Annotated in this window: 15 protein-coding genes; 1 reads left to right on the top strand and 14 read right to left on the bottom strand. The window is 33.3% G+C overall.

Features of this window, described 5'->3' with window-relative positions; translation table 11 throughout:
* Positions 1-145 precede the first annotated feature (145 nt).
* Genes RCH19_RS05300 through RCH19_RS05290 form a run of 3 tightly spaced genes read right to left on the bottom strand, consistent with a single transcriptional unit; the run spans position 146 to position 3041 of the window.
* Positions 146-1237, bottom strand: a complete 1092-nt coding sequence (locus RCH19_RS05300) for a hypothetical protein (protein ID WP_343022346.1) — start codon at positions 1235-1237, stop codon at positions 146-148.
* A 14-nt stretch (positions 1238-1251) separates the two neighbouring features.
* Entirely contained in the window at positions 1252-2004 is a 753-nt protein-coding gene (locus tag RCH19_RS05295) for an HAD-IIB family hydrolase (RefSeq protein WP_343022345.1), read from the bottom strand.
* A gap of 41 nt (positions 2005-2045) precedes the next feature.
* Positions 2046-3041 (bottom strand): type I phosphomannose isomerase catalytic subunit, encoded by a 996-nt coding sequence (locus RCH19_RS05290; RefSeq protein ID WP_343022344.1) that lies wholly within the window; start codon positions 3039-3041, stop codon positions 2046-2048.
* Between the two features lie 595 nt (positions 3042-3636).
* On the opposite strand from RCH19_RS05290, the gene RCH19_RS05285 reads away from it, so the two are divergent.
* Positions 3637-4695, top strand: coding sequence for an alpha/beta hydrolase (locus RCH19_RS05285; protein WP_343022343.1), 1059 nt, complete (start codon positions 3637-3639; stop codon positions 4693-4695).
* 384 nt (positions 4696-5079) lie between these two features.
* Here RCH19_RS05285 and RCH19_RS05280 read toward each other — a convergent pair whose 3' ends face one another.
* The 11 genes from RCH19_RS05280 to RCH19_RS05230 form a co-directional block, all read right to left on the bottom strand.
* Positions 5080-5643, bottom strand: a complete 564-nt coding sequence (locus tag RCH19_RS05280) for a DUF2290 domain-containing protein (protein WP_343022349.1) — start codon at positions 5641-5643, stop codon at positions 5080-5082.
* A 261-nt stretch (positions 5644-5904) separates the two neighbouring features.
* Positions 5905-6666 (bottom strand): tryptophan synthase subunit alpha, encoded by a 762-nt coding sequence (trpA, locus tag RCH19_RS05275; RefSeq protein WP_343022342.1) that lies wholly within the window; start codon positions 6664-6666, stop codon positions 5905-5907.
* 235 nt (positions 6667-6901) lie between these two features.
* On the bottom strand, positions 6902-8083 hold the full coding sequence (trpB, locus tag RCH19_RS05270) for a tryptophan synthase subunit beta (protein WP_343022341.1): 1182 nt from the start codon (positions 8081-8083) through the stop codon (positions 6902-6904).
* A 12-nt stretch (positions 8084-8095) separates the two neighbouring features.
* A complete protein-coding gene (locus RCH19_RS05265) occupies positions 8096-8707 on the bottom strand; it encodes a phosphoribosylanthranilate isomerase (RefSeq protein WP_343022348.1) in 612 nt (203 codons plus the stop codon).
* Positions 8708-8827: 120 nt separating this feature from the next.
* Positions 8828-9616, bottom strand: coding sequence for an indole-3-glycerol phosphate synthase TrpC (trpC, locus tag RCH19_RS05260; RefSeq protein WP_343022340.1), 789 nt, complete (start codon positions 9614-9616; stop codon positions 8828-8830).
* Positions 9617-9747: 131 nt separating this feature from the next.
* Positions 9748-10740 (bottom strand): anthranilate phosphoribosyltransferase, encoded by a 993-nt coding sequence (trpD, locus tag RCH19_RS05255; protein WP_343022339.1) that lies wholly within the window; start codon positions 10738-10740, stop codon positions 9748-9750.
* Positions 10741-10822: 82 nt separating this feature from the next.
* A complete protein-coding gene (locus tag RCH19_RS05250; protein ID WP_121925515.1) occupies positions 10823-11437 on the bottom strand; it encodes an aminodeoxychorismate/anthranilate synthase component II in 615 nt (204 codons plus the stop codon).
* 53 nt (positions 11438-11490) lie between these two features.
* Complete coding sequence (locus tag RCH19_RS05245) at positions 11491-12891, bottom strand: anthranilate synthase component I family protein (RefSeq protein WP_343022338.1); 1401 nt, start codon at positions 12889-12891, stop codon at positions 11491-11493.
* A 348-nt stretch (positions 12892-13239) separates the two neighbouring features.
* Entirely contained in the window at positions 13240-13812 is a 573-nt protein-coding gene (locus tag RCH19_RS05240) for a YceI family protein (protein WP_343022337.1), read from the bottom strand.
* A gap of 31 nt (positions 13813-13843) precedes the next feature.
* The gene (locus RCH19_RS05235) at positions 13844-14476 is read right to left on the bottom strand and encodes an NAD(P)H-dependent oxidoreductase (RefSeq protein ID WP_343022336.1); all 633 of its coding nucleotides are present in this window, start codon (positions 14474-14476) and stop codon (positions 13844-13846) included.
* A gap of 14 nt (positions 14477-14490) precedes the next feature.
* Complete coding sequence (locus RCH19_RS05230; protein ID WP_343022335.1) at positions 14491-14946, bottom strand: MarR family transcriptional regulator; 456 nt, start codon at positions 14944-14946, stop codon at positions 14491-14493.
* Between the last annotated feature and the right edge of the window lie 164 nt (positions 14947-15110).

The raw sequence follows: 15110 nt of genomic DNA, 5'->3' as shown, positions 1-15110 counted from the left end.
TGCTTATAAATCATTCGAAAACCTCAAAGAAAAATTAAATTTTGTCCTGACTAATTTTGGAACAAAATACGACATTAAATTTTAACCATTACTTAGTACTTTAAAAATTACAAATAATGAATTTAATTCCATTATATTGTTTTATTTATAAGCTCTTCCAGTATTTGGGAAGTTCTTCAGGTATTGTCATTTTTGCTACGCCTATACGATTATCTGCCATTCCGTAGTAAACGTCGATACGCTCTGGCTGACCAATATCGTCCCTTCTATCAGTTCCTGTTGGGAAAACTACGTTACCCACTATTCCAATTGTTTCATCATCTAATTCGGGCACCAATATCGGCTCTGGCGAACGGTAAATTATTTCCTGAGGTGAGTTCTCAGCTAAAACCATAACGCCAGCAGAATAAGTATATCGAGGCCGTTCGTCAGTACATCCACTATGTTTTCTAACACCGTGATAAATCATTAACCAACCGTGTTTCGTTAAAATAGGAGGTGCACCAGCGCCAATTTTTAAATTTTCCCAGGGATACATGGGTTGCGCTAAACAATAATGAGAAGTAAATTGGGCATGTTCTAGACAAGTTTGTTGGCCCTCTTTCAAATTAAAATAGGAAATCCATATGCTTTCTCTGTGCTGATCTATCGGTCGATTATCGTCAAGTTTAACAGTTTTTTCAGGAATAGTTTCTGGGAAAAGCGGACGGTGTAGCATCGCAATAGAGGTGTGATTGTGTGGGCTGGGAAGATCCGTCGGGAAAAAACTAGCATCTTTATCATCTACATTATTAAAATCGAGAGGCTTATATAAACTAAAGCAAACCAACCCTAATCGTTCCCAACTCAAAAGATCTTTTGACTTAGCCATTGCAATTCGGGGTCCTTGTGGTCCATAAGCAGTGTACGTCATTATGTAATTTTCAACAGATTTTACATACGTTATTCTTGGGTCTTCACATCCGCCACCGCCATCAGGACGTTTCTCATAATCCATCTCCGGTTCTAATGCAATTCCTAAACGTTCAACTTTAAATGGATCGCCATCAGCATTAAATTTTACTTTAGCTATTCCTATCCTAGAGTAATTATCCTTCGCAACTAATCTTGGAAAAATATATAATTCACCGTCTGGGCCACGAGTTACAGCCGGATTTAAAACACCTTCTACTTCATATTCATTTCCTTCTTCGGGTTCCATAATGGTACAAATGCGGTTAAGTTTAAATGGGATCATTGTATTTTGAGTTTTTATATAGTTATAGTTGAACAAGCAATAATTGTTTCTATTATTCTTTTTGTTTCTTCTGGATCTCTTACTTGGATGCATTTGACACCAGTTATTCTCGCGGGATAATCATTTCCTCCTTCAAATAATGCATCACCAATAAATAGCATCTCATTAATATCTATTTTTAAAATTTCTTTAAGTTTTGCAATTCCATATGCTTTATCAATTCCTGGTTTAGTAATATCTATCGAAGTTGTTCCTCCCATTCCTATTGAAAAATCTTTTAATAATTTTTGAAGAGGCAGCACTATTTTCTTGCGCTTTTCAAAATCGCTATCCCACTCTTTTTTTTCTTCAAGAGGTGCTTCCTGCCCCAAAGCAGAAAAAGTGATTTGGCTACCGCGATCTTCAATTTGGTTTCCCCAAGTTTTTTTTATCTCAATACCTGAGTTTTTGATTGCAGCGTTGAGGTTTAAAAGAATTTCTTTTCGCTCATCATCAGAGAATTGCTCTTCGTACAGTTTTATCCATTTCGTATCATATTGATAAAATTTAGTTCCACAAGTCGGAAGTATCGAAAGTTTTGAAAGTAGTGACTTTATTGGTAATTGATCTAAAACCTGTTTTTCAAATTGTGGCCAATCTCCACCAGATATAATAGCTACTTGAGATACTTCAATCAGTTCTTGAAAAAGGATTGCCATTTCTTTATCAATAGCAGATTTACTTTTTGCGAGTGTACCGTCTAAGTCAAATATTATTAATTTTTTCATTATAAAATCTTTCTAATTGGTGAGCAGTGGAATAGGGCCTTTTAAATAAACTTTTTATCGGGAATCGCAATTTGGAACAATGTTATATCAGCTTCAGGATGAAGTTTCAATTGACCGATAATCGCTGGAATCAACATAACTTCTCCTTTAGCAATATGATATTCCTGATCGTTATAATTCAGACTTCCTTTCCCGTCAATACAAACCAGTACGGCTGGCTCATCTTTAAAGCCAACGGTAAAAGCCTCTCTATTTTTTATTCTCCAAAGTTTAAAATGATCATTGTCAAAAAGTATTTCAGCATTTTTAATAGCTGAATCTACCACTGGAATTACTGGTTCAACTTCACCTTGTTTAAAATCTATGCTTTTCATCGCATTTTCTACCTGAAGCTCTCGTGGCTTTCCAGTTTTTGCATCAATACGATCCCAATCGTACAATCGGAAGGTTGTATCGCTGTTTTCTTGAACTTCAAAAACTACAGTTCCACCAAGAGTATGAAAAGTTCCTGAATGTATGAAGATTGCATCTTCTTTTTTAGGACTAAAACTGTGCAGTCGGTTTGCAACAGTTTTATCTTTAATAGATTCTAGTAAATTTTCTTTAGTGGTATCTTCTTTCAATCCCGCATAAATAATACTATCGTCCGTAGTTTCAAGTACGATCCAAGCTTCTGTTTTGCCTGTATCGCCGTCTGGTAATAAGTCTTTCTGATTATCAGAAGGATGCACCTGCACAGACAATACTTCTTTACAATCTAGATATTTAAGTAGTAATGGAAAACGATCATAATCTAATCCATTCTTGCCCATTATTTCATATCGATACTCTTCCATTAAAGTTGTGATGGTAATATCTTTTAAATCACCTTCTAGTACTTGGCTTGAATGGTCTTTACGGTCGCTTAATATCCAAGCTTCACCTATGGGTTCATCGGCAGGTAAGGGTTTTGATAATAAATTTTCTAATTTCCGACCTCCCCAAAGTCGGTACTGATATATGGGATCAAATTTTAAAGGATAAATTGGAATTTTCATTTTGCTGTTTTTAAGAGTTCTAGTAGCAGCACTTTTTTTTAAAATAGATATGGATTTTCAGGCTATCATTTTTGTAACTGTAGAATTTCGTCACTTGAAAATGGATGTCTAAAAAAATGCTCCTTAAACTCAAATTTACGAAAAATATAACCAGGTAAATTATAAGGCCGCTGATATGTAACGAATTGAAGTAATTGTATAAAGAATTTTATTTGTTCATTTATAAAAGATGGAATAAGATTTAATAAATAATAAGAGTTGAAATAGTTGAAAGTAAAATCTATTTAATATTTGATCTATAATTGGACGTAGACATCAAAATATCTTTTAGCAACTTTTTTTAAAGTTTTTTTTCTCACTATAACTTATCTTTTTTTTAATTTTTAAAAAATTAAATATGTGTATTGTATAAGCTTATGCATTAACTATATAACACTTTCTATATATGAAATCGTTATTTTTACAAAGAAGGATGCTTCTTAAATGTCGCGGTTTAATTAAGCCGCTAAAATGAGAATTGCATCAAAACTTTAAAATTAACTGATTTTATATTTCATAAGGAGTTAATTACTTAATAATTTTTAAATACAAAAGTATGTCTACTGAAAAAGCGTTGAACGAAAAGATTTTAAAAATAACTGAAAAAATTAGAGAAAATTATCCGGAGCTATTGAAGCACTTGAATGAACTCACAGAAACGATTCCAGCTAAAGAAGATCCAGAAATAAATTTAGGTAAATACTACGATTCACTAGTGAATTTAGTAAAGAAATATGAGGAAAGCCATACTGAAAAAGTGCTTGAATCGGTTAAGGTAAGTGGTGCGACTAGTGCAAATTCGGATTTAATTGAAGAAGTAAATAGCATGTCACTATCTTATAATTATGCTGGTGAAGGAGTTGTTCCAATCCTATTCCTACACGGATTTCCGTTTGATAAATCGATGTGGAAAGAGCAAATAGACAGTTTGAAAGATTCGTTCTGTACGATAGCAATCGATATTCGAGGATTTGGAAAATCAACAGATGAAGAAACAGACTTAAGTATTGATTTATTCACGGATGACTTAGTGGCATTTATGGATAGAAGGAATATTGAAAAAGCAATTGTTTGCGGATTGTCAATGGGAGGTTATATTGCTTTGAATGCTGTTAAAAGATTTCCAGAGCGTTTTGAGGCTTTAATTTTAGCCGATACGCAATGTATAGCTGATAGCGCTGAAGCGAAAGAAAAACGTATGAAAACAGTTCAAGAGATCAAGCAGAATGGAGCAACTGAGTTTAATGAGAAATTTATAAAAAGCGTATTTCACCCCGATTCATTACAAAATAAAACTGAAGTTGTAGACCGTTTGCGCGAAGTAGTCTTTGCTAATTCAACTAGAATAATTACTGCTGGTTTAACTGCTTTAGCGGAACGCCCAGACAGTTGTTCCTCTTTAAGAACTATAACGATTCCAACACTAATTATTTGTGGTGCACAAGATGAATTAACACCTGTTGCGCAGTCTCAATTTATGCATGAAAATATTAAAAGTTCTGTTCTACAAGTTATTCAAAGTGCAGGACACGTTTCCAACTTGGAACAACCAGAAGAATTTAATAAGTATTTGCATGAGTTCTTAAATAAGGTAAAAGATAATGTAGTTATTTAGATTACTTCGATTGTCTCTTTATAAAAAACCCAACTATTTAAAATTTAAATAGTTGGGTTTTGCTTTTTGAATTGCACTTGATTTACTGATAATTAGTTTTAAATAAAACAATCTTTAGAATGAACTGGAAATTCGTGTTATTTTTATTTTTTGCTTAACGTCGAAATTTAAAGAGAAGTAAAACATGATTAAAACCTTTCTTATTTTAGTATAAAAAAAAAGAGGCATTTTAGCCTCTTGTGATCTCTCTACTCATTTTACGATAACTCCATAGTGTTGGCGGCATTTAATCGTTTCCAGCTTTTCCGCCGTGGAGGATTCAAGCGCGGGTTCATTGTTGGCTTTTCAAGTCCAACTAACCCTTAGCTGTTGTGCGTAGTTATATTACGACAAATAAAGTTCATTTTTTTCCAAATCACTCCATTTATCAGCAGGCAAAAGACTACAATCATTTTTAAATTTAATTACGTCTTTTATAAATTGTTCATTTTCTTTACAAAAGCTTTTCCACTTGTCATAATATGTATTTCTAATGCAAAATTTTATAAATTTTCGCGGAGTGAGTATTATTGATGTAGGTATTCTTACATTTTCATTGGGCCCGACATGTATATGGGAATACGAATGAATTAGAGGAAAGTATCCAGCTGGCGCACAATCATATCTAAAATAGTTTGAAACAGAGTTAAGTAGTTGTTCGTTAAGAAATTGTTCATAATCATTTTCGTCAACTAATTCATCTAGCGAAAAATGCTCACTCATTTCTATCAATTCATCTGGCATATAAATCGCTTGAAGATATTCTTCTTTTGAAACAAAATTGTATGGATTTTGAATGAAAGCATATCTTAAATCTTCACCATCCATTTGAAATTGAACAATTGAGTCATCTTGTAGTAAATAGTCATAATCTTGATAGTCAATCGCACATTTGTAAGTTTCTACCAGATTGTTTTTTTTGCTAATTTTCAGAAATTCAGATGAATATATTCCGTTTCCTTTCTGACCTTTAGATTTATATAATCCAAAATCTAGATAGATAAGTATGGAAAGCTAATACATTATTTTATTTCAAATATATAAAATAATTTCTTACAAATTTACTTTCACACAATTATACCATAATAAAAATATTGCTAGGTGTATAAATAAAAAACGGCATTTAAAACAAATTTTAAATGCCGTTTTTAATTATCAAAAAAATAAAATTTAAATTATCTCTTCTGCAAATTCTTTAATTTTTCCCGTTCCATTTTCAGTTAAATGTTTGATAAAAGCACTTCCTATAATGGCGCCTTTAGCATATTGTGTGGCTTGGTTAAAGGTTTCTTTATCACTAATTCCAAATCCAATTACTTGTGGGTTGTTCAAGTTCATGTCAGCTATGCGTTTAAAATAATCAGCTTGTTCCGCACCAAAACCTGTTTGAGATCCTGTTACACTTGCTGAACTTACCATATAAATAAATCCATCAGAAACGCTATCAATAAAGTTAATGCGCTCTACAGAAGTTTGTGGCGTAATGAGAAATATATTTTTTAATCCGTACTTTTCAAAAGTTGCTTTGTATTCATCAGCATAAACGTCTACGGGAAGATCAGGAATGATTAATCCGTCTATACCAACTTCTGCACATTTCTGGCAAAAATTTTCAATTCCGTATTGTAACATCGGATTGAAATATCCCATAATTACTAAAGGAATGGAAACTGTTTTTCGGATGTCTTTTAATTGGTCAAATAAAACCTGAGTGGTCATTCCGTTATGGAGCGCTTGTGTTGAACTGGCTTGAATCGTGGGTCCATCTGCTAAAGGATCACTGAAAGGCAAACCAATTTCGATCATATCGACACCATTTTTTTCTAAATCTTGAATGATTTGGACAGTATCGTTTAAATTAGGATATCCAGCAGAGAAATAGATGGAAAATATCTTTTTGGCTTCTTGTAATTTTTTATTTATTCTGTTCATTTTATATTTTTTTCTGCTCTTTGACCAATTTTTGCATTAGTAGGTTTTAAAGAGAATTTATTTGTTTAAAATAATCAAGTTTTTGAAAACTATTTAAGTTGTTTTATGGGGTTTGCGTAAGGGATTGCAGTGTAAATCCTTTTCCTTTTTTACTTAAAAAAGGAAAAGATTGCAACGGAAAGCCCGCCCGACGCTGTAACGCTAGTGAAAGCGGGGAAACGCCCAAAAAAGACTTTTATAATTTAAAATAATCGATATAAGTATTCAAATCTTTGTCGCCACGGCCCGAAAGATTGATCACTACGATGTCCTCAGGTTTAAATTTCATTTCGTCAAGAATAGCAAAGGCATGCGCGCTTTCTATAGCGGGAATTAATCCTTCCATTTTAGACAATTTGATTCCCCATTGCATGGCTTGATCATCAGTAATAGACACAAATTGTGCTCTTCCTGTAGCGAACAAATGCGCGTGCATAGGACCAACTCCTGGATAATCCAATCCCGCAGAAATAGAGTAAGGTTCTGTGATTTGTCCATCAGTAGTTTGCATCAACAATGTTTTACTACCGTGTATAACTCCTACTTTTCCTAAGGCTGATGTAGCAGCACTTTCGCCAGAATGAACGCCTAAACCAGCAGCTTCGACAGCAATTATATTTACGTCTTCATTATCAAGAAAGTGGTAATAGGTTCCGGCAGCATTGCTACCACCACCAACACAAGCAACCACATAATCCGGGTTTTCGCGGCCTTCTTTTTCTAATAATTGTTCTTTGATTTCTTTAGAAATTACACTTTGAAAACGCGCCACCATGTCTGGATAAGGATGCGGTCCCACAACGGAGCCAATAATATAGTACGTATCAACGGGATTATTAATCCAATCGCGAATGGCTTCATTAGTAGCATCTTTTAAAGTTTTAGATCCTGACATTGCCGGACGAACCTCGGCGCCCAACATTTTCATACGTGCTACATTTGGCGCTTGACGCTTAATGTCGACTTCCCCCATGTACACAATGCATTCTAATCCCATAAGCGCGCAAACAGTAGCGGTTGCAACACCGTGTTGTCCTGCACCGGTTTCAGCAATGATTCTGGTTTTACCTAATCGTTTTGCTAATAGGATTTGGCCAATGGTATTATTGACTTTGTGCGCTCCCGTGTGACACAAATCTTCTCTTTTTAGATAGATTTTAGTGTTGTATTCTTCCGATAGACGTTTTGCAAAATAAAGTGGAGTTGGTCGTCCAACATATTCTTTTAGCAAAGCATCAAATTCAGCTTGGAATTCAGGTTCGGCTGTTATTTTTAAATAGTTTTGGCGTAATTCTTCGACATTTGGGTACAACATTTCAGGAATGAAGGCGCCTCCAAATTCTCCGTAATAGCCTTTTTCGTTTACGTGGTATGACATGATTTTTTCTTTTTATTGTTCTATATTTGAGATACGAATGATCGCATCTTTACATAATTCTACATTCTTTAATCCGGGTTCTAGTTCAAATTTGCTATTGACGTCAATGGCATGAATAGGTAAATTTGTTTTCAATATTTCTTGTACACTTTCTAATTCGTCAATTCCTATTCCACCACTTAAAAAAAATGGTTTAGTAGAGGGGTATTTTTCCAATACTTTCCAATCGAATGTTGTTCCGTTTCCTCCCGGTAATTTTCCTATAGTGTCAAAAAGGAAATAATCACAAACGGTTTCGAATGGTTTTAAAAGTTCGAAATCAAAACTATCTGCAACTGAAAACACTTTTATTATTTCGATTTCAGTGTGCATTCTATTTTTCAAATCAGAACAAAATGAAACAGACTCTGAACCGTGTAACTGAAGGGCTTGTAAATCATGTTTTTTGGCTTTCGCCAAAATTTCGTCTATAGTTTCATTCACAAAAACGCCAGTTTTCTTAATAGATTTGGGTAGAACTGGAATGATACCATCAAAATACCGACTTGATTTTTCCCAAAAAATAAATCCCATGTAATCGGGTAGAAGCGATGCTACTTCGAGTATATTTTCAGGATATTTCATGCCGCAGATTTTAATGCCCACGCCAGCCCTCCCCGAGGGGGAGGGAGCCGAAGTATCTTGATGTTTTGTATTACTTTTCATTTTTAATTTGAAAGAAAGTGCAACAGATTAAATCTGTATTTATTTTTTATCTAAGTTTTTAATAAATTCCGTAGCAGCTTTTCCTGCGTTATCCGTTTTCATAAAGTTTTCTCCTATCAAGAAACCTTTATAACCAAAAGGTTTTAATTCATTAATCGCTTCAATTGACGAAATACCACTTTCAGAAATTTTAACGAAATCATCTGGAATTTGAGAAGCAAGCTGTTTACTGAAATCTAAACTTACCTCGAATGTTTTTAGGTTTCTATTATTAACTCCAATCATGTCTAATGTTGGCATAATCGATTTTTCTAATTCTTCTTGATTATGCACTTCTAGTAAAACTTCAAGATTTAAACTTTTTGCAAATTCAGATAAAGATTTTATTTCTTCACGAGTTAAAACTGCAGCAATTAGTAAAATTAAATCGGCTCCGTGTGCTTTTGCTTCTAGTATTTGATATTCGTCAACGATGAATTCTTTTCGCAAAAGTGGAATATTTACTGAGGCTCTAGCCAAAAGTAAATCATCTAACGAGCCACCAAAATATTTTCCATCAGTTAAAACTGAAATTCCGCAAGCACCAGCTTCTTCATATCCTTTGACCACTTCTTCGACCGTAAAACTATAATTGATTTCTGCCTTAGAAGGAGAGCGACGTTTGTGCTCCGCAATAATTCCTGATGTGCTATTTTTTAAACTTTTACTCAAAGAAATAGTCTTTTTTTCAAAGAAAATAGATGCTTCCAATAGAGTAATTGGAATGATTGATTTCTTGAGAATGACTTCCCTTTTTTTGTCGATAATTATTTTGTCAAGTATATTCATATTTGTTTTTACTGCTAAGGAATTCTTTTAATCTTTCTTTTGCCACTAAGGCGCAAAGACACTAATTTTTTATTCTGTGTAATCTGTGTTCAAATTTTTATCCTGCAAGCACTCAGCTTCTTAATTTGTATTTATCTACTCAATTCTTGTAATTTCTTCAAAGATAAAAGTCCTTTTCCAGACAGTAAACTCTCTTTTGCTATTTGAAATCCTTCTAAAGGAGTACATTTTGTCACCGTTGCAATTGCCATTCCTGCATTGGCACAAACCACGTTATTTTGTGCTTCAGTTCCTTTTCCAGATATGATATTAATAAACATTTGCGCAGATTCATCAATAGTAGTTCCGCCTTCTATCTGGCTTTGCGTCAAAAGTGAAACACCAAAATCCTCTGGATTCAGCATACCTTCTCGATTGCTAGTAATCATCTTTGTTGGTGCAGTAAGTGAAACCTCATCATAACCATCAAGCGAATGTAAAATGGTAAAATTTGTGTTTGTGTTTTGGTACAAATACGCATACATTCTTGCCAATTCTAAATTGAAAACGCCTACTAATTGGTTTTGAGGAAAGGATGGATTTACCATTGGACCAACCATATTGAAAAAGGTTTTTACCGCCAATTCTTTTCTAATCGGACCTACATTTTTCATCGCGGGATGGAATAAAGGAGCGTGTAAAATTGCAATTCCAGCTTGATCAATACTGCGCTCTAAAAAGTCCGATTCATTACTGAATTTGATTCCTAATTTTTCCATTACATTACTGGATCCTGAAATCGAAGAGAGACCGTAATTACCATGTTTAGCGACTTTGATTCCTGCTCCTGCAGCAACAAAAGACGCTAAAGTAGATATGTTAAAGGTGTCTTTTCCGTCTCCACCCGTTCCACATAAATCCACGGTATTGTATGCTGATAAATCAATTCTAATACACAAATCTAATAAAGCCTCACGAAATCCAGAGAGTTCGTCGATGCTAACGCTTCTCATCATATAAACAGTCAAGAATGAAGCAATCTGGCTGGTATTGTAACTTCCGTTGGAAATATTAACTAATACATTCTTAGCTTCTTCCTTTGAAAGTGTCTCGTGATTAATTAATCTATTTAATATATTTTTCATTTTATTTTTTTGTAGAAGCTTTGATTATTTGATATTAGTTCCGATAGGCTTCAGTTTTTATTCTCTTTTGTATTGTCTTAATCTAGGATTTCACCCAGTTTTCCAATATTTTTTTACCATTAGGTGTTAAAACACTTTCGGGATGAAATTGAACACCACGCACATCATACGTTTTGTGACGCAAAGACATAACTTGACCGTTTTCGTCGAAAGAAGTTGCTTCAAGAGAATCTGGTAAGTCAGTGTTTACTACCCAAGAATGATATCGACCAACTTCAAATTCGTTTCCTAATCCTTCAAATAAAAGTTCATCATCTACAACGGTTTTTACCATAGTCGCCACACCGTGGTAAACAGTATCTAAGTTAGAAAGCGTTCCACCAAAGACTTCTCCAATTGCTTGTTGTCCTAAACAAACTCCAAAAATACTTTTTGTCGATGCGTACGTTCTAATTACTTCTTTGAGTAATCCTGCTTCGTCTGGAATTCCAGGACCGGGGGATAGTAGGATTTTATCAAAAGCTGCTATTTCTTCAATATCAAATTCATCATTTCTATAAACAGTTACTTCACAATCTAAATCCTCTAGATAATGCACTAAATTGTAAGTGAAACTATCGTAATTGTCTATGACTAATATTTTTCCCCTAGCCCCCGAAGGAAGAACTGTTGGAGTAGTTGTATTTTTATTTTCCATTTTAAATTTTTTAGTCTCGTCTCCCTCACTTTCGGGGAGGGATGGGTAGGGATTTATATTGTTTCTGCTAAATCTAAAGCTGCATTCAAAGCTCTTAACTTATTGTACACTTCTTGCATTTCACTTTCTTCATCAGAACTTGCTACTATTCCAGCACCAGCTTGCGAATGCAATTGATGATTTTTACTAAGGAAAGTTCGTATCATAATGGCGTGATTAAAATTACCTTCAAAATCCATAAATCCAATTGCACCTCCATAAAAATTACGATTTGTTTTTTCGTATTCTTCGATTAATTGCATGGCACGATGTTTAGGTGCGCCACTCAATGTTCCTGCTGGAAAAGTATCGGCAACAACTTGCATTGTGGTGGCTTTTTCATGTAAATGACCAGTTACTTTTGAAACTAAATGAATTACATGTGAGAAAAATTGAACTTCTCTATATTTCTCAACATTTACATCATGACCGTTGCGGCTCAAATCATTTCTGGCCAAATCAACCAGCATGACATGTTCGCTATTTTCTTTTTTATCTTCTGATAATTGCTTAGCAAGAACAGCATCTTGCTCGTCATCACCTGTTCTTTTGAAAGTTCCTGCAATAGGATGAATTTCAGCCTTACGATCTTTTACAATAATTTGAGCTTCGGGTGAAGATCCAAATATCTTAAAATCACCGTAATCAAAGAAGAATAGGTAAGGAGATGGATTTATACTTCTTAATGCGCGATACACATTGAATTCATCTCCTTTAAATCCTTGGGTGAATCTTCTTGATAAAACTAATTGAAAAACGTCTCCTCTGAAACAGTGCTTTTTGGCCAAAGCCACATTGTGCTTAAATTCATCGTCGGTTAGATTAGAAAAACCTTCTCCTTCTTTCGAAAATTTATAAGATGCAATATTTCTAGATTGTAATAGTTGTTCAATTTCAGAAATGTTATTCTTGCCGTCTAAACTATGACAGAATATATATGCCTCATTTTTAAAATGATTGATAGCAATAATATTTTGGTAAACTGCATAATAAATATCTGGAATTGTATTGCTATTTTCTTTTTTGGCAATAGCCACTTTTTCAAAATAACGAACGGCATCGTAAGAGATGTATCCAAATAATCCATTATTTATAAACTTAAAATCATTTTTTTCTGATTTAAATTGTTGTGAAAACTCCTGAATTATTTCTGGAATATTAGTAGTAGCGTTTACCGTAATTTTCTCTGAAGTTCCATCAGGATAATTCTTAAAAATAATTTCGTTTTCTATTTTTATGGAAGCAATAGGATTGCAACAGATGTAAGAGAAACTATTATCATTTCCACGATAATCACTACTTTCGAGTAATAAACTATTTGGGAATTTATCTCTAATCTTAAGATAAACACTGACAGGCGTAATGGTGTCAGCTAGTATTTGTTTGTAATTTGTATTTAGTAAAAAAGATTTCATCTTGTTGTTATTTAAATCTGATAAGGTTTAGTTATCGCTGCTAATTAATTTGAATTTAAAACAAAAAAAAGGCCTGTCGTGATGACAAGCCTTTTATATTTATAGTTTTAAATAATACTATAGGAGCTTAGTTCACGACGACTGACGTAAATTGTTCCACCACCAAGTATTGTTTAAAATTGTGTTCATGTTTTTTATTGTTGCAACAAATGTATAAATGTAATTTGGTTTTTCAAAAGCATTTAGCGTTAAAATATTTTTAATTTTTAATTATTTTGTTAAATAAAAAATTTAAAGTGTTCACTAATAACCATAAATCCTATTTAGTACTTAAGCAATTATGTAAATTTAGAATTTTAAAGAAACTGCTAAATCAAAATTATCACTGATTGCTTTATCTCCTAAATTGTCAAAGAAACTTCCTGAACCATATTTAATGTCATATTTAGTTCTGTCAATTTTTACATTAGCAACAGCTGTATTCGATGTTGTTGCAAGATCAAATGTAACTGGCTTAGTAATGTTTTTGATTGTTAAATCAGCAGTTACAGTATATAAATTTGACGCTTTGTTTACTACATTTTTGAACATTAAAGAAGCAGTAGCAAATTTGTCAGTACCAAAAAAGTCATCTGCTTTCAGGTGTCCTTCTAACTTTTCTTTTCCTTGTCCTGCTTTCAAATCCGTTACGACCATTGAATTCATATCAACATTAAATGTACCACCTACTAATGCTTTTCCTTTGTAAACTAAAGTACCATCTTTAAGATTAACAGTTCCTTCATGCTGTCCTGTTACTTTTTTTCCAGTCCAATTAATTGAACTTTTTGAAGCATCTACTTTTTTAGTTTGCGCTGTTACCGACATAGTTGATAAAACTACTACGACTAATGCTAATGCGATCGATTTAAAATTTTTCATTCTTTTGAGTGTTTAAATTTAAGATTAATAATTATAGTGTGATAAATAATTCTTCATTTGACTTTCTAACTTTTGCAAAATGCTGCGTCGCATCTTCTATATGTCGGTATCCAAGTGTTGCCAATAAAGTTGCATTGTAACCTAATTTGTCTAAACCAGTGATTTCATTGACTTGCTCTGCTTTAAAACCTTCCATAGGAGTGACATCAATTTTTAGTTCAGCTGCAGCATTTAAAAGATTACCAAGTGCTAAATACGTTTGTTTTGCTGACCAGTTATTTCGTTCCTCTTGAGTAAAAGCCGCAATAGTACCTTTCATAAAATTCATATAACCAGACATACTTTCCATTGTAACGTTTCTAGTTTCACTTACGTTTTTAAAATAGCTATCGATGCCTTCTGGACCAAAATTAACGTCGTTTGCAAATATCATAAGATGCGATGCTTCAACGATCTGTGACTGTCCCCACGCTGCTTGCTGCAATGAAGTTCTTAAATCAGGATTTTCAACAATTATAATTTTGTATGGTTGTAAACCATATGAAGAGGTGCTCAAGCGGACTGCTTCTTTTAAGATGTCGATATCTTGCGATTCTATTTTCTTGCTGCTATCAAATTTTTTAGTAGCGTATCTCCAATTCTGGTTTTCTATAAAACTATTCATCTAGTACCTATTCTTTATTGATTTCTATATTTCTCTAACAAATGGTTTAATTGGGTAATTTCTTGTTCGCTGAGATTTTGTGATAATGTCGCTTCATGGTTAATAACTCTAGGATCCAGTTCTGCTAAAACGTCTAATCCTTTCTGAGTAATAAGAACTTCTATTTTTCTTCTGTTTTCAGAGCAAACTTTGCGAGTAACTAAATCCTTTAAAAGAAGTTTATCAACTAATCTAGTTGTATTACTTGTTTTTGCAACCATTCTATCTTGAATCATTGACATATTTGCTGGGTTTCCTTTTTGGCCTCTTAAAATACGAAGTACATTATATTGCTCGCCAGAGATGTCAAAAGGTTTTAAAACCAAATTAAAATTCTCTGCGATCATGCTTTGTGTGTATAATATGTTCAGGATAATTTTTTTCGAATTATCCATTGGTAACGTTGATTTTAATATATCTTCAATTTTCATATTTGGCTATACGTCATTTGTTGGTACAAATGTAACACTTTTTTTATTTGTATATACAAATGTATTTATTTTTTTGTAGATTTATTTCTACAGTCCTGCTAAATAGAAGTTTTACTTACTAAATGACGATTTAAATGTTCACTTATTACTACCTCCTTATTGCA

The organism is Flavobacterium sp. PL12, from assembly GCF_039123485.1.
Classification (GTDB): Bacteria; Bacteroidota; Bacteroidia; order Flavobacteriales; family Flavobacteriaceae; genus Flavobacterium; species Flavobacterium weaverense.
The sequence above is the reverse complement of the archived record's forward strand: the minus strand, read 5'-3'. Positions and strand labels throughout refer to the sequence as shown.